The following is a 22,503-nucleotide window of genomic DNA, read 5'->3' on the forward strand; positions in this document are numbered from 1 at the left end:
GTGCCGTGGTGCGGTCGGTCAGCGCAGGGAGCCGAGGCGGTCCAGGCGGTCGTTCACACCGTTGCGGAGCTCGCCGAGGGTCGTGCCCGGCGGGGCCACCTTCGGGGTGGCGGACGGCGGCTGGGTCTCGTCCGCGCAGGTCGTGCCACGCGCCGGGACCTTCAGGTCCACCAGGTAGCCGGTGACGGCGTCCGTCGCGCAGGCGCTGCGCCCGAAGGCGGTGTGGCCCTCGGCCTTGAAGGTGAGCAGCCGGCCGTTGTCGAGCTGCCGGGACAGGGCCACCGCGTCCCGGTACGGGGTGTCCGGGTCGCCGGTCGTGCCGAGCACGAGGATCGGCGCGGAGCCCTTCGCCCGGAAGGAGCCGTCGTAGCGGCTGGGCTTCTCGCCGGTCCACTGGACGCAGGTGGTGGCGTGCTGGTGGTCGTAGGTCGGCGGGCCGTACGCCAGGGCCGGGCCCAGCAGCGGCGCCAGCTCGGCGTTCTTCGTGACCTGCCGCTTCAGCAGGGCCGGGTCACGCGGGTAGTCCTTGTCGACGCACTCGACGGCCACGTTGGGGTTGAGGAAGTCGTAGCTGGCCGGGGACGGCGGCCGCAGCAGGAACGAGGTGTTGTCGCGCTGCTGGGCCTTGCGCAGGGCCTCGCCGAGGGAGGGCCAGATGACCTTGCCCTCGTTGATGTTGAACAGGATGCGGTAGACGAGGGTGTAGCCGTTCGCCTGCCCGCCGTTCGCGGTCGGTACGGGGTTGGCGTCGAGGTCGGCCTTGAGCTTCTCGAAGGCGCCCCGGGGGTCGCCGTCCCCGAACCCGCACGTGTCCTGGTCCGCCTTGCACCAGTCGAGGAAGCGGCTCATCGCGCCGTCCAGGGCCAGGTACTGGGGCCGGTCGTAGGCGTAGGGCCGGTTCGCGTAGTTCTCGGGGTCGTAACCGCCGTCCAGCGCGAGCGCACGCACCCGCTCGGGGAACAGGGCGGCGTAGACGGTGCCGATGTAACTGCCGAACGACCGCCCGTAGTATGTCAGTTGGTCATCACCGAGGGCCTGACGCAGCAGGTCGATGTCGCGGGCGACGTACTCGGTGCCCACGTACGGCGCCAGCTCGCCCGCGTTGTCCAGGCAGGCCTGGCCGAACGCGGCGGCCTGGCGCACGGCGGGCTCGTAGGCGTCCGGGCCGGGGACGCCCTTGGCCGCGGTGATGGCCTGGGTGTACGTCTGGTCGTCCCAGCACGTGACCGCTGAACTGCGCCCGACGCCGCGTACGTCGTACCCGAAGACGTCGAAGGAGTCGCGCATCGCGGCGGGCAGGCCGGCGTAGTTGTTGCGCACGAAGTCCACGCCGGAGTTGCCGGGCCCGCCGGGCTGGAGGAAGAGGGTGCCCTTCTTCTTGGCCTGGTCCGGGGCCTTCTTGCGGATGACCGCCAGAGTGATGGTCTTGCCCTGCGGGTCGCGGTAGTCCAACGGCACGTCGGCGTTGGCGCACTCGAAGCCGCCCTGGCAGTCGGACCACGACAGGGACGGCACGGGCGGCTGACCGTCGCTTCCGTCCGGCTGGGCGGCCATCACCTGGGCGGCGGTTCCGGCGACAGCGAAGGAGACGGCGGCGGCGATGGCGATCTTCAGACGCGGGAGGCGTCTGCGCGCGCGGGCGCCGGACCGTCTCGGTCCATGAGTTTGCTTGGTCACTGTGGTGATTCCCCTCGGGCGCGGCGCATGTGCCGTCGAGCACCCTGTGGTGTGGCTGGGTCGTTGAAGTTTCTAGCTCATCCGGAGGGGGGAGGGAACGGAAAACGACCTTGTGGACCTACTTCCACGCGATCTCTCCGATACCCGGCGGTAGTTGTGGTGCCGTTCACTTTCGGAACGGTGGAGAGTGCGCGGCGGCGACGCGGGGTGCCTCGGCCTTTCGGCCGATCCGCGGGGGCCGGGTCGCTGCCCAGGATCCGCTGCGTAGTCTGAGGACGTATCTGGCCAAGACCGCTGTGCGGCCGCCCAGTTCACCCGAGCGAATTCCTTCCCCCCACCGAAGGACAACCGACGTGTCGTCGAAGAACAGTCGTATCAGAGTCGCCCTCCTTGCCGCCGTCGTCGCCGTCGTCGGCCTGGCCACGGCGGGACCCGCCCTCGCGGCCACGCCGGCGGTCGCCCCGAGCGTGACGTCTTCCCAGGAGCAAGACCCCGCCATACCGACGGACTTCGTGGATCTGCCCACGAGCCCCCTCCGGGCCGGCGCTCCCCAGGAGTTCACCGTCACCTACCGCAACGCCACGCCGACACCCACGACCGTCGCCCCGCAACTCCTGGTGACGTCCCCGGACGCCGGGCCGTTCCTGGCGCCGTCGGACATCAAGGTCGAGCGGCGCACGGGGCATGGCTGCTGGGTGGCCGTGCAGGTGGGCAGCCAGACGGGGACGCTGTTCACGGACCTTGTGGGGGCGGAACGGGTGTTGGGGGCGGGGGAGACGCTCAAGGAGCGGTACCGGGTGACTGTCCTTGATGCGGAGGCTGGGGGGACGGTGGCGCCGCGGGTGGCGTTGTACGGCTGACCTCGCGCTGCCGTATCACCGCAGGGCGTCGATGGCCCGAACACTCACCGTTCGGGCCTCCGCCACCTGGTGGACCGCTTCGCCTCCTGGAGCGACCAGAAGGTCCGCGAGACGCCGCCGGCCCATACCAGGGCATCCACGACGCGCACTGAGCCCTGCCGGCCATCGGGAGGGCAGGTCCGTTCAGTCGATGCGGGCGCACAGGGCGTCCGTCGTCCCGTGCAGGAGCCGTACGGACTTGTATCCGGTGGGGCTGATCTCCATCGTGTGGACGCCGTCGACGAGGTACAGGCCGCGCGGCAGACTGCCCTGGTCCTGGCCGACCCCGACGAGCACCGGCCCGTGCACGGCCCAGTGCTGGGAGCCGTCGGGCCGGTGCTCGACGACCGCCGAGCCGCTCGCGTCGGCGTCGTAGGAGGCGCCGGTCTCGGTGTTGGTGACGCGCACGACCAGGTCCCCCTTGTAGGCGACCCGCCGCACGGAGCCGTCGGGGTGGGTGCTCAGCACGCGTCGCACCACCTCGTCGACGACGGGCTCGCCGTGGACGGGGAAGTCGCACCGCACGCCGGCGCCGACGTCCCACGGCGCGGACGGCGCCGGTTCCCAGCCCTTCGCCGTCTCCGTCGCCGTCTCCGCGGACGCGGGCTGCGTCCCGAGGAGCACGGCGGCAAGTGTCAGCGTCGCGAGGGTGGTTCGGCGCATGGTTCTCCCTGGGCAGAGGTGTGAAGGAAGCGGCGTGCGCCAGTCTCTCCCCGGCCTCTGACCAAAGCCTGACCATGGACGTCCCGTTAGGCTGCCGGACAGCCATGGAGTTCCAACTGCTCGGTCCGTTCGCCGCCCGCCACGAGGGACGGCAGGTGCTGGTGGGCAGCCGCCGCCAGGAGCGGTGCCTGCTGGCGGTCCTGCTGCTGCACGCGGGCCGCGCCGTCCCGACGGACCGCCTCATCGACCTGCTGTGGGACGACGAACCGCCCGCCTCCGCCCGCGCCACCGTCCACACCTACGTCGGCCGCCTGCGCGCCGCGCTCAGGCCGCACGGGGTGTCCGTCGAGACCCGGAACGACGGGTACGCCGTGGAGCAGGGCCCTCATGGGATCGATGTCCAGGAGTTCGTCGGGCTCGTCGGGCAGGCGGCCGATGCCGGTGACCCGGCGGAGCGGATCCGCCTGTACGACCAGGCCCTCGGGCTGTGGCACGGCCCGCTGCTCGCCGACGTCGCCGACGACCGGTTGCGCACCCGCCTCGGCGGCAGGCTGGGCGAACTGCGCCTGTCCGCCGTGGAGCGGCGAGCGGAGGCCCAGCTCGCCCTGGGTCTGCACGACGGTGTCGTGGCGGACCTGACGCCTGTGCTGGTGGAGCACCCGAGCCGGGAACGGCTGGTCGGCGCCCAGATGACCGCCCTGTACCGGGTGGGCCGCCAGGCCGATGCGCTCCAGTTGTACGGTCGCACCCGCGACCTGCTGGCGGACGAACTCGGCATCGAGCCCGGGCGCGAACTGCGCACGCTCCACGAACGCATCCTGCTCGGCGATCCCCGGCTGGACCGTCCTCCCGGGCCCGTCTACGCGGTCCGGGTCGGCGACCAGTGGCTGCCGTGGAGTACGAGCGGACACCCCGCGCTGGAGTTCTGCAACACGTACGCCGGGTGGGGCGGGGAGCGGCTGCCCGGGTCGGACTGGCTGCGCGGCTACGCCACGCTCGCCGTATGGGCCGGTCACCTCGACCTGATCGAGGACCGGCAGGTCGCCCGGCTGCGCGAACAGGCCCTGCGGCAGCCGGCCGAGGCGGCCGCCGTCCTCGCCGAGGCCCGGCGGCTGCGTACGGACCTGTACGCCTGCCTGACCGATCCGCAGGACGGCCGTGCGTTCAAGGCGGTGGCCGCGGCGGTGGAGGACGCCGCGCGGCTGTCGGTCTTCACGCGGGGTGAGGACGGTCTCGGACGCTGGCAGCCGTCGTCCTCCGCCGGTCTGCGCCTGCCCGTCTGCGCGGTGGCCCGCAGCGCGGGCGAACTGCTCGCCGACCCAAGGCGGTTCACCGTCCGCAGCTGCCCCAGCCGGGACTGCGGCTGGCTGTTCCTCGACGAGAGCGGGCGGCGCCGGTGGTGCAGTCTGGCGACGTGCGGTGCCAAGCGGTCGGCCGGGGGCCGGTGACAGGTCACTCAGACGGGGCATTTCATGCGGAGCGGACCGGCCGGAACCGGTCCGTGGCCGCCAGCACGGCCTCCGTCGTGGCATCGCCCGACAGCCCGTGCCCCTCCTCACCGATCAGCACGAGTTCCGCGTCCGGCCACACCTGGGCCAGCCGCCATGCGACGTCCGGAGGACCGCTGATGTCCATGCGCCCGTGGATCATCACGCCGGGGATGCCGGCGAGCTTCCCGGCGTCGCGCACCAGCGCCCCGTCCTCCAGGAAGCCGGCGTGCCGCCAGTAGTGCGTGACGAGGCGGGCGAAGCGCAGCCGGAAGTCCGGGTCCTCGTAACGGGGATCGGGCTTGTGCCCGGGGTGCGTGGACACGTGCACGTCCTCCCACCGGCACCACTCCCGCGCGGCCCGCTCCCGTACGGCCGGATCGGGGTCGGCGAGCATCCGGGCGTACGCGTCCACCAGGCTGCCGTCGCGCTCCCCCTCGGGGACGGCGTCACGGAACCGGGCCCATTCCTCCGGGAAGATCCGGCCCATGTCCCGGGTGACCCACTCCACCTCACGGCGGGTGGTGTTGGTGACGCTGAAGAGGACCAGCTCGGACACGCGCCGCGGGTGCTGTTCGGCGTAGGCCAGCGCGAGGGTCACGCCCCAGGAGCCGCCCATGACGAGCCATTCCCGGATGCCCAGGTGCCGGCGCAGCAGCTCGATGTCGCCGATGAGATGCGGGGTGGTGTTGGCGTCGAGCGAGGTTCGCGGATCGGCGGCGTCGGGTGTGCTGCGTCCGCACCCGCGCTGGTCGAAGAGCACGATGCGGTACGCCGCCGGATCGAACAGCCGGCGCCAGAACGGCCCCGCGCCTGCCCCGGGCCCGCCGTGGAGTACGAGGGCGGGCTTGCCCTCGGGATTACCGCAACTCTCCCAGTACACGCGGTTGCCGTCGCCGACGTCGAGCATGCCGTGCGCGTACGGCTCGATGGGGGGATAGAGCTCGGCCACGTGAGACGCACTCTCCTCAACTCCCGTCAGGAATAACAGCGCTGTTAGATTAACAGCGTGAACAGCGCGAGGAATCACCCGGATCCGGTAGCCGTAGGCACTCTCCTCCGCCACGTCCTGGAACTGCTCGACGGCGACGTGGCCAAGGTCTACGAGGAGCAGGGCCTGGCCGAGTACCGGCCCCGCTTCTCCCCGGTCGTCAGGGCACTCCTGGCCGAAGGCCCGTTGTCGGTACGCGGCTTGGCCGCGGCAGTGGGCGTCACGCACTCGGCAGCGAGCCAGACGGCGGCGCAGATGGCCCGCGCGGGCCTGGTCACCCATTCCCCCGACCCGCTGGACGCCCGCCGCCGCCTGGTCGGTCTCACGCCGAAGGCCCGTGCGCGGCTGCCGCAGATCGAGGCGGAGTGGGAGGCGACGGTGGTGGCGATGGCGGAGCTGGACGCGGAGCTTTCGATGCCGTTGGGGGAGCTGTTGAGGGAGGTGGCGGAGGCGGTGGGGCGCCGGCCGTTCCGGGAGCGGATCGCGGCGGCGTACCGCCCTCCTGGGGGCGGCCCGAAGCCGTGACCAGGGGGTGGGCGGAGCCCGCGGACAGACCGTACCGTGCCTGCCCCGCTCGCGCGATGGCGCTGCCGGCATCCTCGTCGCGGCGTACGGTGGCAGCGTGGCAAACGAAGACCTGGGGCGGACTCTGCGTCGCTTGCGCCGTCTGGCCTCCTTGACGCAAGAAGAACTGGCCGAACGCTCCGGTGTGTCCGTCGATGTGATCCGCCAGCTCGAACAGGGGCGGAAACACTCGGCACGCCTGCCCACGCTGCACGCGCTGGCCAACGGCCTGGGCGTGGAGCTGACCGCGCTGCTGGGTGATCCGCCCGCCGTCTCCTCCACAGGTGAGAACGACGGGCCGCGGTTCGTGGCTGTGCGCCGCGCCATCATGCCCGTGCTCTGGGGGCCCGCTCCGGAGCCGCCAGGACCTGGCTTCTCCTTGGAGCGCCTGCGCGAGCAGATCGCGGACGGCTGGACGGGACTGGCTGCGGGCGGTGTGCCACGACAACGCGGCGGCGCTGTTCGGGCTTTGAGGCCTTTGGCAGTGACACCCCGGCGCGACACCCCCGGCCCGGCCGTCACCATGCGGTGCGGCGGGCCGAGGGCGTCATGGAGTGGGTGTGCGGGACGAAGGGCTAGTCAGCCGTCACGTCCGTCACCTTCCAGCGCTGGTTGGAGCCGGAGTTCGGCTGCCAGAGGCCGACCGAGGCGCCTTCGTTCGTGGACTGGCCGCCGACGTCCGGGAGTTGACCGGTGGCGGCGTTGACGAGGGTCCAGGTGCCGTCGCCGGTCGTGGACATGATCCACTCGGTGGCCTTGTCGCGGCGGCCCTCGTCGGGCTCGGCGACCAGGGCGCCGTCGCGGACGGCCAGGCGCTTGTCCGTGGCGGTCTCGGTGAAGACGTAGCGCTTGCGGTTGTCCGTGCCGCGGATCTGCTCCACCCGCCACTGCTGACCGCTGGGGTCGGAGGCGTTGGCGCTCTTGATGACCAGGCCCGTGCCGTTGTCGGCGAGGCTGAGGTCCTTGCCGCTCTGGACGCCGGTCAGCCGGTAGGTGTGGCCCTTCTTCAGCTCGGCCGCGTCCTCGGCGACGCCCGAGACACCCTTGACGAGGAAGGACGTCACCGACTGGCCGGGCACGGTGACCGTGGCCTGCTTGCCGGAGACCCGGACCGCCTTCTGCTTGGCCAGCTTGCCGTCGGCGCTGGTCACCACGGGGGTGACGGTCGCGCGGGAGGAGACCCGGCCGAACTTCGACAGGTCGAGGGTGACCTCACGGGACTCGGTGGCGCTGTTGACGTGGACGACCGTCGCCGCGTCGCCCTCGCGGGAGACGGCCGCGGTGCTGGACGTGTCGTCCGTCTTGATCAGCCGGTCGCCGGGCTTGATGAAGTGCGTGAAGTTGCGGGCCGTGTCGAACTTGGTGTTCGTGTAGACCGGGCAGGTTTCCAGGGTGTCCTTGGAGGTGCAGCTGAAGGGGAGCTGGATCTCGCCCCAGTTGCCGCCCTTCGCGGACTCGCCGCCCGGCTTCATGTTGTCGTAGTCCTCGACGGGCTGCCAGAACACCCAGGCGCGGGGCTCCAGTTCGCGCAGGTCGTCGACGATGCGCTGGGCCAGACCCAGGCCGGGCCGCATGTCCGTGAAGCTCTGGCCGTCGCCCCAGTCGCCCTCGACCTCGCTCATCCACAGCGGCTTGTCGGCGGCCTTGGCCAGGTCCCGGACGGTGGTGCGCTGGCCGGTGCCGTAGGTGTGGACGTTCATCTGGGCGACCAGGTCACGGACCTCCTGGGGGTAGGAGTTCCAGTTGGTGGCGAAGGTGCCGGGGTTGGTCTCGTCCATCGCGGATATCTCCGCGCCGCTCCTGGACTTCTCCAGGACCGGGGCGAGCGCGCGGAGCACCTTCTGCTGGAGCTCGGGGCCCATGTGGGCGCCCTCCTGGCGGCCTCCGGTCGGCTCGCCGTCCGGGCCGAGCTTGGTGCCCCAGTAGTTGGTGTTCGGCTCGTTGAACGGGTCGAGGGTGTCGACCTTGATGCCGTGCGCCTCCTCCAGCCGCTCGGTCGCGCCCACCAGGTACTTCGCGAAGTCCTCGACGGACTCCGGCTTCAGCTGGTCCTTGCCCGCGTCGAAGTTGCCGGAGACGTAGCCGCTCTCGGTCATGAACCAGGGCGGGGAGTTGCTGAAGGTCTCCCAGTGGGTGATGTCCTTCTTGATGCGGTCGACCCACCAGCGCTGCGTCTTGTCTGCGTTCTTGTTCCAGTCGGCCGGGTCCTCGGCGTCCCACCAGTCGACGTCCTCGCGGGTGGTGCCCGCCGGTGCCTTCCACCAGCCCTCGACCGCGCCGCCGGCCCGCAGGTAGTCCTTGACGTCCGGGGCGTTGCCACCGCCGATGTTGTAGCGGGCGATGTTCAGGGCGAGGCCCTCGTCGCCGAAGAGGAGCTTGTACAGCTTCTCGCGGACGGCGGGCGGGTAGTCGCCGGTGGCGTTGGCGAACCAGACCAGGCTCGTGCCCCAGCCCTCGAACTTCTCCTGCTTGTAGGAGGGGTCGGGGCGGACGGTCACCCCGGCCGCCTGAGCGGTGGGCTCGGCGTGCGCGGCGGGCAGGGTGGCGGTGGCCAGGATGGTTCCGGTCGCCACGGCGGTGACGCCGATGGCCCCGAGGAGCCTTCTCTTGCGGGTGCGGTGTGCCATCTCGAGTACTCCAGCTCTTCTGCGTCCGCGCGTCCCGGCGGGAGCAGAGATCGGGGCCTACGTGGTGCGACTGGTGCGGGCTTTGAGTAGTTTTGCGGCCTTCTCGTACGATTTCGGCTAGGCAATGTTTACGTAAACATCCACTGGCGGGATGTCTACACTGTCCGAATCTCAGGGGTCAAGGAGTCGTTCCGGACCGAAATTCGCGCCGGTTGCGCGGCGAGGGCAGCGAGGGGCGGGTGGGCACAGTGGGCGGTGAGGGAGAAGCCATGGGTACGAGCCGTACGAGAAGGCGTCCGGCCCGCCCCCGCCAGGGCGCGTCCATGGCCGACGTCGCCCGGCTCGCCGGTGTCTCCTCCCAGACGGTCTCCCGCGTCTCCAACGGCTTCCCGGGCGTCACGGAGGACACCCGCCGGCAGGTCCTCGCCGCGATGCGCGAGCTGGGCTACCGGCCCAACAGCGCGGCCCGGGCGCTCAAGCGCGGCGAGTTCCGCACCCTCGGCGTGATCACCTTCTCCCTCTCCACCATGGGCAACATCCGCACCCTGGAGGCCATCGCCACCTCCGCGGCCCAGCACGGCTACGCCGTCACCCTGCTGCCCGTCGCCGTCCCCACCCAGGACGAGGTGAACGGCGCCTTCTCCCGCCTGGGCGAACTCGCCGTGGACGCCGTCATCGTCATCATGGAGATCCATCTGCTGGACGCGGCGACGGTCTCGCTCCCGCCGGGTGTGCAGGTCGTCGTGGCCGACTCGGACGCCGGCGACCGCTACACCGTGGTCGACACCGACCAGGCGGGCGGCGCCCGGGACGCCGTACGGCACCTCCTGGACCTCGGCCACGACACGGTGTGGCACCTGGCCGGCCCGGAGGGCTCCTTCGCCGCCCAGCGCCGCGCCAACGCCTGGCGCGACACGCTCACCGCGGCCGGCCGCGTCCCGCCGCCCCTGGTCCGAGGTGACTGGTCGGCCGAGTCCGGCTACCGGGCCGGACTACGGCTGGCCGACGAGCCGGACTGCACGGCGGTGTTCACGGCCAACGACCAGATGGCCCTGGGCCTGCTCCGCGCCCTGCACGAACGCGGCCTGCGCGTCCCCGGCGACATCAGCGTCGTCGGCTTCGACGACATCCCCGAGTCCGCGTCCTTCCTCCCGCCCCTCACCACCATCCACCAGGACTTCGCCGAGGTGGGGCGGCTGTGCGTGGAGGGCGTCCTGAACAAGATGCGGCAGGACGGGGAGGAGCACGGGACGACGCTGGTGCCTACGCGGTTGGTGCGGCGGGAGAGTACGGGGGCGCCGGGCACTCGGGCGTGAGCCCGGCCGCGGTGGGGCGTGCGGTTCCGGTGGGAAGGCGGACGGCGTAGCGCCGTACCGAAGCCGGTCCGCCGGCAAAGACCGATTCCTGACAGACCCTGCCGAGGCGGACGTTCCGCCCGTACGGTCGAGCGGTATGAGCCGAAGCCGGGTGCTGGCGTATCTGCTCGCGGGCGCGGTGGCCGTGGTGATGTTCGTTGTCGCAGTCATCCAGGGGCCGTTGGGCACGAAGGGCACGGAAACGAAGGGCACGGACACAAAGGGCACGGGCCGGGAGAGACAAAAGGAGCCCTTCACGATCGCCGTCGTCACCCGCGACATCGGCCAGGACCGTGCCGGTGCGGCCCGCGTCGCGCTCGACGAGCTGCGGGACCTGCTGCGCACGAACAAGGCGGAGGGCGAGCTGCCGCTGGAGTTCGTCGGCGTGGCCCCGGGGGACGGCATGACCATCGACATGCTGCGGCGGGACCATCCGCGGCTCGTGGCGGTCATCGCGGACGACCCCGCCCTGGACGGCAGGGACGAACTCGGCGTGCGGATGCCGGTGGTCGGGACCTGCCGCTGGGAGAATCCGCCCGGTCTCAGCAACAGCTTCCGGTGGACCGTCGCCCCGGACATCACCGAAGTGGGCTGGCAGGTGCGGGCCTACGTGGGCAAGAAGCACCGCGCGCAGCAGCTGATCGTCTTCGGCGCCTACGGAACCGACGCCGCCGAGGCGGAGCAGCTGGGGAAGGGGGAGCCCGGACCGGCGTGGGACGGCCCGCGCCCGCCCCCGACGGCGGTGCACATCGACAGGCCGGGCCAGATGACCGCCCCGGAGCTGCGCTCGGCCCTCTCCGGCGGGCGCGGCGACGCCGTGTATCTCGCCGGCTCGCGCTCCTCTCTCACCGACGACCTGCGCGCCCTGGCCCGCGCCGGCTTCCGAGGCCCCGTGCTGTACGCCCCCGGGTTGCTCAACACCTGCGTGAGGGCGGAGCCCGAGGATCCTGGCCAGGTCCCGGACGGCATCACCCTGTACCGCGTCGGCACGGCCGGGCCCGGAGCAGTCCGGGCCGAGGACTGCTTCACAGTCGACACCGAGCACTGCCCGTACTTCCTGCGGCTGCCCGACAGGCCCGGCGCCCTGGAGGAGTACGAGGCGGCGCAGACACTGATCCGGGTGTACCGGACCGTGTGGGTCGACGGCCGCGGAACCGCGCCGTCCGACCCGGAGGAGATGGCCTCGGCGCTCCATGGCAGTCTCAACGGGCAGATCGTGCGCGGAATTTCGGGCTGGTTCGAGGTGGGTGGCCCGCCCGGGGCCAGCTACACGCTCAGTTTTGGACACGACATATGGCTGGAGCGGTGGGCGGCCGGGAAAGGGCGCTGGACCGTCCTCGGCCCCGTCTCCGCCGAGTACACATAGCGGCGGGCGCGGTGATCGGCTGGATGATCTGTTGACCGTGTGTGTGCCGTGCAGCACGATGCGCGGATGCGCTTCTCGATCAACATCCCGAACTTCGGTGACTTCGCCGATCCCAGGACTGTGGCGAAGGTGGCCGTGGCGGCGGAAGAGGCGGGGTGGGACGGGCTGTTCGTCTGGGACCACGTGGTGCATCGCAAGCACGAGGGCAGGCCGTTCGGGGATCCCTGGATGCTGTTGACCGCCGCCGCGCTGGCGACGTCCCGGATCAGGCTCGGCACACTGGTCACCCCGGTCGCCCGCCGGCGTCCGCAGCAGCTCGCCCGTCAGGTGGCGACCCTGGACGCCGTGAGTGGGGGTCGGGTCACGTTCGGCGCGGGACTGGGCGGCCCCATCGAGGACGAGTACGCCAGTTTTGGCGACACCACGGACACCAGGGTGCTGGCCGAGCGGCTGGACGAGGGCCTGGAGCTGCTCCGACGTTACTGGTCGGGCGAGCCGGTGCACCACGACGGACGGCACTACCGGGTCCGGGACGTGACACTGCTGCCGGCCACGGTGCAACGTCCTCGGCCGCCGGTCTGGGTCGCCGGCTTCTGGCCGAACCGCCCGCCCATGCGCCGGGCCGCCCGCTGGGACGGTGTGGTCCCCCTCTTCACCGATGCCAGGCACGGTCACGTGCCACCCGTCGACCAGGTCCGTGACCTCGTCGCCTACGTCCGTAAGCAGCGCGAGGACGGCCCGTCCGACGCTCCCTTCGACATCGTCCTCGGCGGTGCCACGCCGGGCGGCGACGCGGCCGGGACCCGTGCTGTGATCGGGCCGTTGGCCGAGGCGGGAGCCACCTGGTGGGACGAGCGGCAGATCCAGACCAGCGAGGCGATCGACCGGCTCGCACCGGTGCTGCGCCGGATCGAGCAGGGCCCGCCGCACTTGTAACGGGCGGCCTCAGCCGCCCGCCCCGGGCGTCACCAGCCCCGCCTCGTACGCCACGATCACCGCTTGGGCCCGGTCGCGGAGTTCCAGCTTGGCGAACAGGCGGTTGATGTGGGTCTTGACCGTGTGGTCGGTGATGGTCAGGCGTTCGGCGATGTCCGCGTTGGAGAGGCCTTGGGCGATGAGGAGGAGGACCTCCGCCTCGCGGGAGGTGAGGCGGTCGAGGAGGGACTTCGGGGCGGTGACGGGGCGCCGGGGTGCGAACTCGGCGATGAGGCGGCGGGTGACGCCGGGGGCCAGCATCGCGTCACCCGCTGCCACCACCCTGACGGCGTGCAGGAGTTCCGGGAAGGTCGCGGCGGGCCGCCGTACGGGCCGGGGTAACGGCCGTCACGTCGGCCGTGCTCGCGGTGCTGCCGGTCGCGCTCGCCGACCCCGGGGCGTTCGCCGAGCACGTGCTGCTCTTCCCGCTCGGCCAGGGAGACACCGGGTCCCCGGCGGCCAGCCCGCTGCCCGGGCATCTGCTGGCGACGTACGTGCCGGCTGGCTTCGCCCTCACCGTGGCGGCGCTGGCGCTGAGCGCGGTCGCGGTGGCCGTGTCCCTCGTGACGTGCCCGCCGCGCACCACCGTCGCCGCCGCCGACCGGCTCGCGCTGGGGCTCGGGATCGCCATGTGCCTGATCCCCGCCACGCGCTTCGGCTACGTCGTCTACCCGCTGGTGCTGCTCGGCTGGTTCCGGCTCGTGCCGACGAGCCGGTGGTGGCCCGTGGACCGGTTCCCCGAGGGGCACCGCGCCCGTCTGTTCACCTCTGTCCACCGTGAAACCACTGGAGGTTGACCGACCATGCCGCGCACGCTCGTCGTCACCAACGACTTCCCGCCCCGGCAGGGCGGCATCGAGACCTTCGTCCACGCCATGACGGTCCGCTTCCCGCCCGACCGGGTCGCCGTCTACACCTCCGGCACACCGGGCGACCGGGCCCATGACGCCCGGCTGCCGTTCCCCGTGGTGCGGGACCGTGCCCGCGTGCTGCTGCCGACGCGGCGGGTCACCGCCCGGGCGGTGGAGCTGGCCCGCCGGTTCGACTGCGACAGCGTCTGGTTCGGGGCCGCGGCCCCGCTCGGGCTGATGGCGGGCGAACTGCGGCGCCGTACGGACGTGCGGCGGCTGGTCGCCACGACGCACGGGCACGAGGTGTGGTGGGCGCGCACGCCCGGGGCCCGCGCGCTGCTGCGCCGCATCGGCGCCGGGGTGAACAGCGTCACGTGTCTCGGCTCGTACACCCGGGCCGGATCGCCGCCGCCGTCGGACCGGAGGCGGCGGCGCGCATGCGGCGGCTCGCGCCGGGCGTGGACCCCGAGGTGTTCCGGGGATCGGCGGCGAGGGCGGCGCGGGTGCGGGAGCGGTACGGCCTGGGCGAGAGGCCGGTCGTGCTGTGCGCGGCGCGGCTCGTCCCGCGCAAGGGACAGGACACGCTGATACGGGCCTTGCGCCTGGTGCGCCGCAGTGTGCCCGACGCGGTTCTGCTGCTGGTCGGGGACGGGCCGCACGCCCGGGCCCTGTACCGGCTCGCGGCCGAGCAGGGGCCGCCCGGCGCGGTGGTCTTCGCGGGCGGGCACCCGCACGAGGAGATGCCCGGCTTCTACGCCGCCGCGCAGGTGTTCGCGATGCCGTGCCGGACTCGCAGGGCGGGCCTGGAGGTCGAGGGCCTCGGGATCGTGTTCCTGGAGGCGGCCGCCGCCGAACTGCCGGTCGTCGTCGGCGACTCGGGCGGGGCGCCGGACACCGTACGGGACGGGGAGACCGGGTTCGTGGTCGACGGCCGTGACGTGCGGGCGCTCGCCGACCGGCTCACGCTGCTGCTGACCGATGCGGAACACGTCTGGTGGTGCTCCGGTTCGCGTTGTCCCTCATCTTCCCCGTCAGGACACGCTCCCCATCCCCCGGTTCCCCGTCGGAAGACCACAAGCCTGCGAACGCAACGCGCTGTGGGGTCAATGCGTCACATGACGTACGGCGTTGCGGCGTCGCTTCCAGTACGCCACGGTGACCAGGCCGAGCAGCGGTCCCCAGAGCAGTAGCGGGATGTAGCAGATGTAGTACGCGATGGCTTTCCAACCGCCCGCTTCGCCGGGGTAGCCCGAGGGGGTCGGGTCTCCCTGGAGTGTGGTGCCGGCGAAGTCCGCGGTGAAGGCGGCCGTCCACATGACCGTCAGGACCACCGTGCCGATCGCGGCGGGGACGACCGCGGCGAGCGGCGGGACCCTGCGTCCGCGCAGTACGGGGATCCAGCGCGGGAACACCTCGCCCCAGGCGGCGATCAGCCCGACGGCGGTGAACGCCACCAGCTCCGACAGGACGGACAGGAAGATGATGTACACCTCGCCGGGCAGCCAGCCCGGGAGGTCGCCCTTGCCCGTGTCGCCGCTGCCCTTCAGGGCGGGGACGCACTCCGTGGCGATCCGCCAGAGGCCGGAGGGCAGGACGGCGAGCGGGACGGCGAGTGCGGCGGTGCGCGCCCAGCGGGGAACCCCGGCCACCGGAGCGTGGGCGGCCGTCCAGGCGGCACGCAGCCGACCGGCCGAGGTCGGTGCTTCGTGGGTCCGTTCCCCGAACTGGGTGGTCATGCGGCTGCCCTCCGGCATTCCGGTTCCGCGGGCCCGATCGCCCGGCATGCTTCGAAGATCGCAGCCTTCGAAGCCCGGCACATCGTCCGCCGGGAGCAACCCGGCTCCGCCGCACGGGGGAGACGGGCGGAGCATCGCTCCCTGCGGAGCGGTCCGCAAACCACAGGGCCCGGCCTCCTGAGGTGTGACCGCTCAGGTCACGACGAAGTCGGCGGCGAAGCCGTACGCGTGCACTCGTGCACGGGCACACGCGTACACGCGTACACGCGAAGAACGGTCACACCTCTTGCATTCACGACCGCACGAGCGCGGGACACCTCTTGCAACTCCGTTCGGAGTCCTCGGGCGAGGCGCGGGAGACTCCCGTCATGAACACCCCGCGACGCCGACTCGGAACCGGTCCGAGCACCACCAGGAGCACGCCGACGACGGACACGAGCCCGCGGCTTCTCACCGCCGAACGGGTCGAGCCGGATGCACTCCTGGGGGAAGTCGAGCACCAGGACGTCGTCGAGGGCCCGGGACATGGGCCGCAAGGGCCGCGAGTGGGTGCGCGGGGATTGGGGGTGGGACCGGACCCACGGGCACCTGATGTCCCTGCTCGGAGTGGACTGAGGCCGGGCGGGGCCGCCGGGCCGGGCACAGGACCCGCCCCGCGGAAGCCGGTTGCCCCTCACGCGCCCCAGAGTGGCCCGGTCCTGGGCGCTCCCTGCCACCTCGGCCGGTCGTTCCTTCACCCACGGACTCCCCGGGGCGGCCCCGGAGTTCGCGGGACTCACCACCGCCCCGGACGGCTCCCTGCTCCTGTCGTCGAACGGGGAGGGGACGGTGGTGCGGCTGTCTCCGGCGCGGCCCGGCACCTGACGCGGACCGCGCGGCCTGCGCTCCTGGGAGCGGGTCAGCGGCGGCGGCCCCGGGAGGGCCTGCCGCGCCGTGCGCGCGGGGCGGAACCCGTGCGCGCGGGGCCGCTCTCGGAGGGCGGCGGGGTGAGGACGACGGGCACGCCCGAGGGCGCCTGGGCGCCGGTGATGCGGGTCAGTTCGGCCTCGCCCGAGCGGACCCGGGTGACCTGCGGGGTGATCCCGGCGTCGGCCATCAGGCGGGCCGTCTCACGGCGCTGGTGGGGCAGGACCAGCGTGACGACGGTGCCCGACTCGCCGGCCCGGGCGGTCCGGCCGCCGCGGTGCAGATAGTCCTTGTGGTCGGCGGGCGGGTCCACGTTGACGACGAGGTCGAGGTTGTCGACGTGGATGCCGCGGGCGGCGACGTTGGTGGCCACCAGGACCGTGACCTCGCCCTCCTTGAACCGGGCCAGGGTGCGGGTGCGCTGGGACTGGGACTTCCCGCCGTGCAGGGCCGAGGCGCGCACGCCGACGGCCAGCAGCTTCTTGGCCAGCCGGTCGGCGGCGTGCTTGGTGTCCAGGAACATGATCACGCGGCCGTCGCGGGCGGCGATCTCCGTCGTGGTGGCGTGCTTGTCGGCGTCGTCCACGTGCAGCAGGTGGTGCTCCATCGTCGTGACCGCGCCGGCCGACGGATCGACGGAGTGGACCACGGGGTCGTGGAGGTAGGTGCGGACCAGACGGTCGACGTTGCGGTCCAGCGTGGCCGAGAACAGCAGCCGCTGGCCGCCGGGGCGCACCTGGTCGAGCAGGGCGGTCACCTGCGGCATGAAGCCCATGTCCGTCATCTGGTCGGCCTCGTCGAGGACGGTGACGGTGACGCGGTCCAGCCGGCAGTCGCCGCGGTCGATGAGGTCCTTGAGCCGGCCGGGCGTCGCGACGACGACCTCGGCGCCGGCGCGCAGCGCGCTCGCCTGGCGGCCGATCGACATACCGCCGACCACCGTGGTGAGCCGCAGGCGCAGGGCCTGCGCGTAGGGGGTGAGCGCGTCGGTGACCTGCTGGGCCAACTCCCGGGTGGGGACGAGGACGAGGGCCACCGGCTGCCGGGGCTCGGCCCGCTGCCCGTCGATGCGGGCCAGCACGGCGAGACCGAAGGCGAGCGTCTTGCCCGACCCCGTGCGCCCGCGGCCCAGCACGTCCCGGCCGGCCAGGGAGTTCGGCAGCGTCGCCGCCTGGATCGGGAAGGGCACGGTCATGCCCTCGGCGCGCAGCGCGGCCAGCAGCCGGTCGGGCAGGCCCAGACCGGCGAAGTCCTCGACGGCGGGCAGTGCCGGGGTGATGGTGGCCGGCGGCGCGAACTCCCCGCCGGGCGCGGTACGGCGCTGGTGGCCACCGCGGCTCGCGCCGGCCGTACGGGCGGAGGTGCTCCGGCCCCCGGCCTTGCGCGAGTGGGGCGAGCCGTTGTTCTTGCGAGCGGTGCGATCCAAGGGGGATCGGGATCCTTCCTCGATGCGGCTACGTATCGGGGAATTCCCGGCGGTTGTGACGGACCGCACCAGGATTCGCAAGACTGAGCCGGGTGTTGGATGAAAACGAGGCTGGGGCCCGCACCTCACGGTGCGGGCCCCGGTCACGTCGGACGCGTCAGCGTCAGGCGGGCACGATGTTCTCGGCCTGCGGGCCCTTCTGGCCCTGCGTGACGTCGAAGGTAACCTTCTGGCCTTCCTGAAGCTCGCGGAAGCCGGAGGTGGCGATGTTCGAGTAGTGGGCGAACACGTCGGGACCGCCGCCCTCCTGCTCGATGAAGCCGAAGCCCTTTTCCGCGTTGAACCACTTCACAGTGCCAGATGCCATGCTGAATCTCCCTTTGGGGGGCATATCCGAGACCCGCACTTTACGGACTCGGAGTCGCTGAAATGATCACCCTTGGAGAGATCCGAAAACTCTCGGCAACTAAAAAGAGTGCTCGTCGACGAAGGTCGATAGAGCACTCGAAGTCTCTGGGAACCAAAACTGCAACAACAACGACGGTAGCACAGGCCGCGGCGGATGGCTCGGAAATCTCGTACCCGAGGTGGATCGGGGGCCCGCTCGTACTGCGTTCTGAGTAGCCAGGATTGTCGGCAGCCGCACGACGACGGGACGGCCCGCCCGCGGAGAGCCTTGGCAGACGATCGACACCGGATGTGGAGACCTGCTGCCGTGGCAACTTTCCTGTATCGAGTGGGCCGACTGGCCTTCCGGCGACGTTGGTACGTCGCCCTGGTCTGGGCGGCCGTCCTGGCCGCCGTCGGGCTCGGCGCCCTCAGGGCGCCGGGGGCCGCCGACGAGGGGTTCTCGATGCCCGGCATCGAGTCCCAGAAGGCGTTCGACCTGATGGAACAGCGCTTCCCCGGGGCCACGGCGGACGGGGCGACCGCCCGGGTCGTGTTCATCGCGCCCGGCGGCGAGAGGGTGACCGCCCCCGAGAACAAGCAGGCCATCGAGAAGGCCGTGACCGGCCTGGGCGACGGCACGCAGGTCGCGAGCGCCGTCGACCCGTTCCAGGCGAAGACGATCAGCAAGGACGGCTCGACCGCCTTCGCGACCGTCACCTACAAGGTCGAGGGGAACGACCTCACCGACGCCAGCCGGACCCATCTGGAGCGCGCCATCGAGGGGGCCCGGGACTCCGGGCTGACCGTCGAGGCGGGCGGCAGCGCGCTGGCCGACAACGCCGGGCCGGGCGGCACGGCGGAGGTGATCGGCGTCTCGATCGCCGCCGTCGTCCTGCTCATCACCTTCGGCTCCCTGGCCGCCGCCGGGCTCCCCCTGCTGACCGCCGTCATCGGCGTCGGCGTCAGCATGGCCACGATCCTCGCCCTGTCCCAGGCCCTCGGCCTGTCCACCACCACCGGCACCCTGGCGATGATGCTGGGTCTCGCCGTCGGCATCGACTACGCCCTGTTCGTGGTGTCCCGCTACCGGGAGGAGCGCGCCAAGGGCCGTGCGCCGCGGGAGGCGGCCGGACTCGCCGCCGGCACGGCCGGGTCCGCGGTCGTGTTCGCCGGGCTCACCGTCGTCATCGCGCTGGCCGGGCTCGCCGTGGTCGGCATCCCGATGCTCACCAAGATGGGCCTGGCCGCCGCCGGCGCGGTCGTCGTCGCCGTGCTGATCGCGCTGACGCTCGTCCCGGCCTTCCTCGGCTTCTGGCCGAACGCCGTGCTCACCCGGCGGGCCCGCAAGAGCGGCCGGATCGAGGAGAGCGGCGACACCAACGGCGGCACCCGCTGGGCCCGGTTCGTGCTGCGCCGCCCCATCCCCGTCCTGCTCCTCGGCGTCGTCGGCCTCGGCGCCCTCGCCCTGCCCGCGGCCGGCCTCCAGCTGGGCATGCCCGGGGACGAGGCCAAGCCGGTCTCCACCACCGAACGCCGCGCCTACGACGCGCTCGCCGAGGGCTTCGGGCCGGGCTTCAACGGGCCGCTGACCGTCGTCGTGGACGGCAGGGGTGCCGCCGACCCCAAGGGTGCGGCGGACGAGATCGCCGAGGAGATCGGCGCCACCAAGGGCGTCGTGTCCGTCTCCCCGGCCCGCTTCAACGACGCCGGTGACACCGCCGTCTTCTCCGTCGTGCCGTCCACCGCGCCGACCGACGAGAAGACCAAGAACCTGGTGACGACCATCCGGGGCGAGCGGCCCGGCATCGAGTCCGGCACCGGCGCGAGCTTCGAGGTCACCGGCAGCACCGCGATGAACATCGACATCGCGGAGAAGGTGCAGGCCGCGCTGGTCCCGTATCTGACCGTGGTCGTCGGCCTGGCGATCGTGCTGCTGCTGGTGGTTTTCCGGTCCCTGCTCGTCCCGCTCAAGGCGGCCCTCGGCTTCCTGCTGTCGGTGCTGGCCTCCTTCGGCGCGGTCGTCGTGGTGTTCCAGCAGGGCCACGGCGCCGAACTCTTCGGCGTGGAGCAGACCGGCCCGATCATGAGCCTGATGCCGATCTTCCAGGTCGGCATCGTCTTCGGCCTCGCGATGGACTACGAGGTGTTCCTCGTCTCGCGGATGCGGGAGGCGTACGTCCACGGAGAGTCACCCGCGCAGGCGGTCACGTCCGGCTTCCGGCACAGCGCCCGGGTGGTCGTGGCGGCGGCTCTGATCATGGTCGCGGTCTTCGCCGGGTTCATCGGCGAGAACGACTCCATGATCAAGATGATCGGCTTCGGGCTCGCCTCCGCCGTCCTGTTCGACGCCTTCGTCGTCCGCATGGCGATCGTGCCGGCCGTCCTCGCCCTGCTCGGCGACAAGGCCTGGTGGCTGCCGAAGTGGCTGGACCGGGCGCTGCCCCGCGTCGACGTGGAGGGCGAGGCCCTCAGCCGCCGGCCCGGGACCGAGCCGGCCCCGGGCACGGCGCCCGACCTGGAACCGGCGCGCACCTGACCCGTCCCGCACCAGGGCCGCCCGTGGCGAAGGACACGGGCGGCCTCTCGGGCGTTCCCGCCCGACGTCGACCACTATGGTTCCAGCCCACCCCCCGGAGAGCCCGATGAGTATCACCCTGGAGCGGCGCTACGCGGATCGCCTGGAGGAGTTCTCGGCACGCCACCCGTTCCTCGTCGATCTGGCGATGGTCCTGGCGCTGATGGGCTGCTCGGCCCTCGGCGGTTCGCTCACCCTGCCCGGCGCCGAACCGCCGGACCAGGACAAGACCGCCACCGTCCTCACGGGGGTCGCCTGTCTCGTCCTGCTCAAGCACCGCACCCACCCGCGCACCGTCGTCGTCGTGGCCGGGGGCTGCACGGTGGCCGCGGTCACGCTGGGCTACCTGGTCACGCCGCTGCTGCTGGCCCCGGTCATGGCGGCGCTGTACTGGCTGGCCGCGCTCACCGACCGGAAGTCCACCCGCCGCTACGGCCTCACCACCCTGGTCGCGGTGACGCTCGCGGCCGTGTTCTCCGACTCCATGAACCACGTCTCGCTGCTGCTCAGGACGATCGGCCCGGTCTTCTGGCTGATGCTGCCCCTGGCCGCCGGCAAGATGACCCAGCTGCGGCGCGCCTACCTCCAGTCCGTGCAGGCCCGGGCCGAACACGCCGAGCGCACCCGGGAGGAGGAGGCCCGGCTGCGCGTCACCGAGGAACGGATGCGCATCGCCCGGGAACTCCACGACGTCGTCGCCCACCACATGGCCCTGGCCAACGCCCAGGCCGGCACGGCCGCGCACCTCGCCCTCACCAGCCCCGAGCAGACCCAGAAGATCCTCACGGACCTGACCGGCACCACGTCCTCCGCGCTCCGGGAGCTGAAGGCCGCCCTGGGCCTGCTGCGCCACAACGACCAGCACGACGCCGGCCCCGGCTCCACGGAGCTGGAACCGGCCCCCGGCCTCGCCCGCCTGCCCGAGCTGGTCGCGGCGTGTGAGTCGGCCGGCCTGGAGGTCACCGTCACGACGGAGGGCGAGCCGCAGCCGCTGTCACCCGGCGTCGACCTGACCGCCTTCCGGATCGTGCAGGAGGCGCTCACCAACGTCACCAAGCACGCCACCGCCGAGGCCGCCCACGTACGCCTCGCCTACACCGGCTCCCGCCTGCTGATCACGGTCACCGACGACGGCACCGGCAAACCGGAGACCGAGGCACCCCAGGGCCGCGGCTTCGGCGTCATGGGCATGCGCGAACGCGCCCACTCCATCGGCGGCCACCTGTGCGCGGGCCCCCGCCCGCAGGGCGGCTTCGAGGTCAGCACCGCGCTCCCGCTGCAACCGTCCCCCCTCCCCGCCGAAGGAACCACGCCATGACCATCAGGGTGCTGCTCGCCGACGACCAGGCCCTGCTGCGGGCCACCTTCCGGATCCTCATCGACTCCTGCGCGGACATGGAGGTGGTCGCCGAGGCCTCCGACGGCGCGGAGGCGGTGGAGCTGACCCGCGTCCACCACCCGGACATCGTCCTCATGGACATCCGCATGCCCGGCACCGACGGCCTCACCGCCACCGCCACGCTCTGCGCCGACCCGGAGCTGTCCGCCACCCGCGTCCTCATCCTGACCACGTTCGAGACCGAGGACTACGTCGCCCAGGCGCTGCGCGCCGGTGCCAGCGGCTTCCTCGGCAAGGACGTCACCGCCGACACCCTGCTGGCCGGCCTGCGCACGGTCGCCTCCGGCGAGGCCCTCCTCTCACCCGGCGCCACCCGCTCCCTCATCACCCGCTTCCTCCTCTCACCCGTCCCCGACACCCACCTGGCACCCCCGGAACGCCTCGCCGACCTCACGGTCCGCGAACGCGAGGTGATGGCCCTGGCCGCGGAGGGCAGGTCCAACACCGAGATCGCCGAGGACCTCACCCTCAGCCCGCTGACCGTACGCACCCACATCCACCGGGCCATGACCAAGCTGAACGCCCGCGACCGTGCGCAACTGGTCGTCATCGCCTACCAGACGGGCCTCGTACGGGCGGTGCCGCCGACGGCGTGAGGATGACGGCTACGGCGTGA

General features: G+C 72.2%; 18 protein-coding genes and 3 pseudogenes. 13 read left to right on the forward strand and 8 right to left on the reverse strand.

Annotation, left to right across the window (positions count from 1 at the left end; all coding sequences use genetic code 11):
• Window positions 1-18: 18 nt before the first annotated feature.
• Entirely contained in the window at window positions 19-1,677 is a 1,659-nt protein-coding gene (locus tag HDA41_RS20945) for an alpha/beta hydrolase (protein WP_184986062.1), read from the reverse strand.
• Between the two features lie 353 nt (window positions 1,678-2,030).
• Between HDA41_RS20945 and HDA41_RS20950 the strand changes: the two genes are divergently transcribed.
• Window positions 2,031-2,537 carry a hypothetical protein gene (locus HDA41_RS20950; RefSeq protein ID WP_184986064.1) on the forward strand — a complete coding sequence of 169 codons (507 nt, stop codon included), beginning with the start codon at window positions 2,031-2,033 and terminating at the stop codon, window positions 2,535-2,537.
• Between the two features lie 183 nt (window positions 2,538-2,720).
• Here the strand turns inward: HDA41_RS20950 and HDA41_RS20955 are convergent, their stop codons facing one another.
• On the reverse strand, window positions 2,721-3,239 hold the full coding sequence (locus tag HDA41_RS20955) for a hypothetical protein (protein WP_184986066.1): 519 nt from the start codon (window positions 3,237-3,239) through the stop codon (window positions 2,721-2,723).
• 104 nt (window positions 3,240-3,343) lie between these two features.
• Between HDA41_RS20955 and HDA41_RS20960 the strand changes: the two genes are divergently transcribed.
• A complete protein-coding gene (locus HDA41_RS20960) occupies window positions 3,344-4,687 on the forward strand; it encodes a BTAD domain-containing putative transcriptional regulator (protein WP_184986068.1) in 1,344 nt (447 codons plus the stop codon).
• A 22-nt stretch (window positions 4,688-4,709) separates the two neighbouring features.
• Here HDA41_RS20960 and pip read toward each other — a convergent pair whose 3' ends face one another.
• Window positions 4,710-5,678, reverse strand: a complete 969-nt coding sequence (pip, locus tag HDA41_RS20965; protein ID WP_184986070.1) for a prolyl aminopeptidase — start codon at window positions 5,676-5,678, stop codon at window positions 4,710-4,712.
• 57 nt (window positions 5,679-5,735) lie between these two features.
• Between pip and HDA41_RS20970 the strand changes: the two genes are divergently transcribed.
• Together HDA41_RS20970 and HDA41_RS20975 are read left to right on the forward strand one after the other, a co-directional pair.
• Window positions 5,736-6,242: a MarR family winged helix-turn-helix transcriptional regulator gene (locus HDA41_RS20970; RefSeq protein WP_184986072.1), complete on the forward strand. Its 507-nt coding sequence runs from the start codon at window positions 5,736-5,738 to the stop codon at window positions 6,240-6,242.
• A gap of 97 nt (window positions 6,243-6,339) precedes the next feature.
• Window positions 6,340-6,699: pseudogene (locus tag HDA41_RS20975) on the forward strand (helix-turn-helix domain-containing protein); the annotation flags it as partial.
• A gap of 157 nt (window positions 6,700-6,856) precedes the next feature.
• On the opposite strand, the gene HDA41_RS20980 reads toward HDA41_RS20975, so the two are convergent.
• Complete coding sequence (locus HDA41_RS20980; protein WP_184986073.1) at window positions 6,857-8,908, reverse strand: RICIN domain-containing protein; 2,052 nt, start codon at window positions 8,906-8,908, stop codon at window positions 6,857-6,859.
• Window positions 8,909-9,231: 323 nt separating this feature from the next.
• Between HDA41_RS20980 and HDA41_RS20985 the strand changes: the two genes are divergently transcribed.
• From HDA41_RS20985 to HDA41_RS20995, 3 genes are all read left to right on the forward strand, one after another.
• On the forward strand, window positions 9,232-10,224 hold the full coding sequence (locus tag HDA41_RS20985) for a LacI family DNA-binding transcriptional regulator (protein WP_184993609.1): 993 nt from the start codon (window positions 9,232-9,234) through the stop codon (window positions 10,222-10,224).
• A 136-nt stretch (window positions 10,225-10,360) separates the two neighbouring features.
• A complete protein-coding gene (locus HDA41_RS20990) occupies window positions 10,361-11,629 on the forward strand; it encodes a hypothetical protein (protein WP_184986075.1) in 1,269 nt (422 codons plus the stop codon).
• Window positions 11,630-11,695: 66 nt separating this feature from the next.
• Complete coding sequence (locus HDA41_RS20995; protein ID WP_184986077.1) at window positions 11,696-12,565, forward strand: LLM class flavin-dependent oxidoreductase; 870 nt, start codon at window positions 11,696-11,698, stop codon at window positions 12,563-12,565.
• A 9-nt stretch (window positions 12,566-12,574) separates the two neighbouring features.
• Here HDA41_RS20995 and HDA41_RS21000 read toward each other — a convergent pair.
• A pseudogene (locus HDA41_RS21000) lies at window positions 12,575-12,919 on the reverse strand (response regulator transcription factor); the annotation flags it as partial.
• Window positions 12,920-12,963: 44 nt separating this feature from the next.
• On the opposite strand from HDA41_RS21000, the gene HDA41_RS21005 reads away from it, so the two are divergent.
• Both HDA41_RS21005 and HDA41_RS21010 read left to right on the forward strand, forming a co-directional pair.
• A complete protein-coding gene (locus HDA41_RS21005; protein ID WP_184986079.1) occupies window positions 12,964-13,401 on the forward strand; it encodes a hypothetical protein in 438 nt (145 codons plus the stop codon).
• Between the two features lie 6 nt (window positions 13,402-13,407).
• A pseudogene (locus tag HDA41_RS21010) lies at window positions 13,408-14,435 on the forward strand (glycosyltransferase family 4 protein); the annotation flags it as partial.
• Between the two features lie 123 nt (window positions 14,436-14,558).
• Here HDA41_RS21010 and HDA41_RS21015 read toward each other — a convergent pair.
• Window positions 14,559-15,191, reverse strand: coding sequence for a hypothetical protein (locus HDA41_RS21015; protein WP_184986081.1), 633 nt, complete (start codon window positions 15,189-15,191; stop codon window positions 14,559-14,561).
• 666 nt (window positions 15,192-15,857) lie between these two features.
• Here HDA41_RS21015 and HDA41_RS21020 point away from each other — a divergent pair.
• Entirely contained in the window at window positions 15,858-16,055 is a 198-nt protein-coding gene (locus HDA41_RS21020; protein WP_184994184.1) for a hypothetical protein, read from the forward strand.
• A 34-nt stretch (window positions 16,056-16,089) separates the two neighbouring features.
• On the opposite strand, the gene HDA41_RS21025 is transcribed toward HDA41_RS21020, so the two are convergent.
• Together HDA41_RS21025 and HDA41_RS21030 are read right to left on the reverse strand one after the other, a co-directional pair.
• Window positions 16,090-17,523, reverse strand: coding sequence for a DEAD/DEAH box helicase (locus HDA41_RS21025; protein WP_184986083.1), 1,434 nt, complete (start codon window positions 17,521-17,523; stop codon window positions 16,090-16,092).
• 163 nt (window positions 17,524-17,686) lie between these two features.
• On the reverse strand, window positions 17,687-17,890 hold the full coding sequence (locus HDA41_RS21030) for a cold-shock protein (protein ID WP_010032345.1): 204 nt from the start codon (window positions 17,888-17,890) through the stop codon (window positions 17,687-17,689).
• 348 nt (window positions 17,891-18,238) lie between these two features.
• On the opposite strand from HDA41_RS21030, the gene HDA41_RS21035 reads away from it, so the two are divergent.
• From HDA41_RS21035 to HDA41_RS21045, 3 genes are all read left to right on the forward strand, one after another.
• A complete protein-coding gene (locus HDA41_RS21035; protein WP_184986085.1) occupies window positions 18,239-20,449 on the forward strand; it encodes an MMPL family transporter in 2,211 nt (736 codons plus the stop codon).
• Window positions 20,450-20,555: 106 nt separating this feature from the next.
• Window positions 20,556-21,806, forward strand: coding sequence for a sensor histidine kinase (locus tag HDA41_RS21040; RefSeq protein ID WP_184986087.1), 1,251 nt, complete (start codon window positions 20,556-20,558; stop codon window positions 21,804-21,806).
• Window positions 21,803-22,483 carry a response regulator transcription factor gene (locus tag HDA41_RS21045; protein WP_184986089.1) on the forward strand — a complete coding sequence of 227 codons (681 nt, stop codon included), beginning with the start codon at window positions 21,803-21,805 and terminating at the stop codon, window positions 22,481-22,483. The genes HDA41_RS21040 and HDA41_RS21045 overlap by 4 nt, the downstream gene beginning before the upstream one ends.
• Window positions 22,484-22,503 lie beyond the last annotated feature (20 nt).

It is taken from the genome of Streptomyces caelestis (assembly GCF_014205255.1).
Taxonomy (GTDB): Bacteria; Actinomycetota; Actinomycetes; order Streptomycetales; family Streptomycetaceae; genus Streptomyces; species Streptomyces caelestis.

What these genes read in the sequence shown, in the direction of transcription:
- HDA41_RS20960 (WP_184986068.1), top strand. Translation starts at nt 3,344, where the DNA reads ATGGAGTTCCAACTGCTCGGTCCGTTCGCCGCCCGCCACGAGGGACGG.
- HDA41_RS20995 (WP_184986077.1), top strand. Translation starts at nt 11,696, where the DNA reads ATGCGCTTCTCGATCAACATCCCGAACTTCGGTGACTTCGCCGATCCC.
- HDA41_RS21040 (WP_184986087.1), top strand. Translation starts at nt 20,556, where the DNA reads ATGAGTATCACCCTGGAGCGGCGCTACGCGGATCGCCTGGAGGAGTTC.
- HDA41_RS21030 (WP_010032345.1), bottom strand. Translation starts at nt 17,890, where the DNA reads ATGGCATCTGGCACTGTGAAGTGGTTCAACGCGGAAAAGGGCTTCGGC.
- HDA41_RS20955 (WP_184986066.1), bottom strand. Translation starts at nt 3,239, where the DNA reads ATGCGCCGAACCACCCTCGCGACGCTGACACTTGCCGCCGTGCTCCTC.
- HDA41_RS21015 (WP_184986081.1), bottom strand. Translation starts at nt 15,191, where the DNA reads ATGACCACCCAGTTCGGGGAACGGACCCACGAAGCACCGACCTCGGCC.
- HDA41_RS20980 (WP_184986073.1), bottom strand. Translation starts at nt 8,908, where the DNA reads ATGGCACACCGCACCCGCAAGAGAAGGCTCCTCGGGGCCATCGGCGTC.
- HDA41_RS21045 (WP_184986089.1), top strand. Translation starts at nt 21,803, where the DNA reads ATGACCATCAGGGTGCTGCTCGCCGACGACCAGGCCCTGCTGCGGGCC.
- HDA41_RS20990 (WP_184986075.1), top strand. Translation starts at nt 10,361, where the DNA reads ATGAGCCGAAGCCGGGTGCTGGCGTATCTGCTCGCGGGCGCGGTGGCC.
- HDA41_RS20985 (WP_184993609.1), top strand. Translation starts at nt 9,232, where the DNA reads ATGGCCGACGTCGCCCGGCTCGCCGGTGTCTCCTCCCAGACGGTCTCC.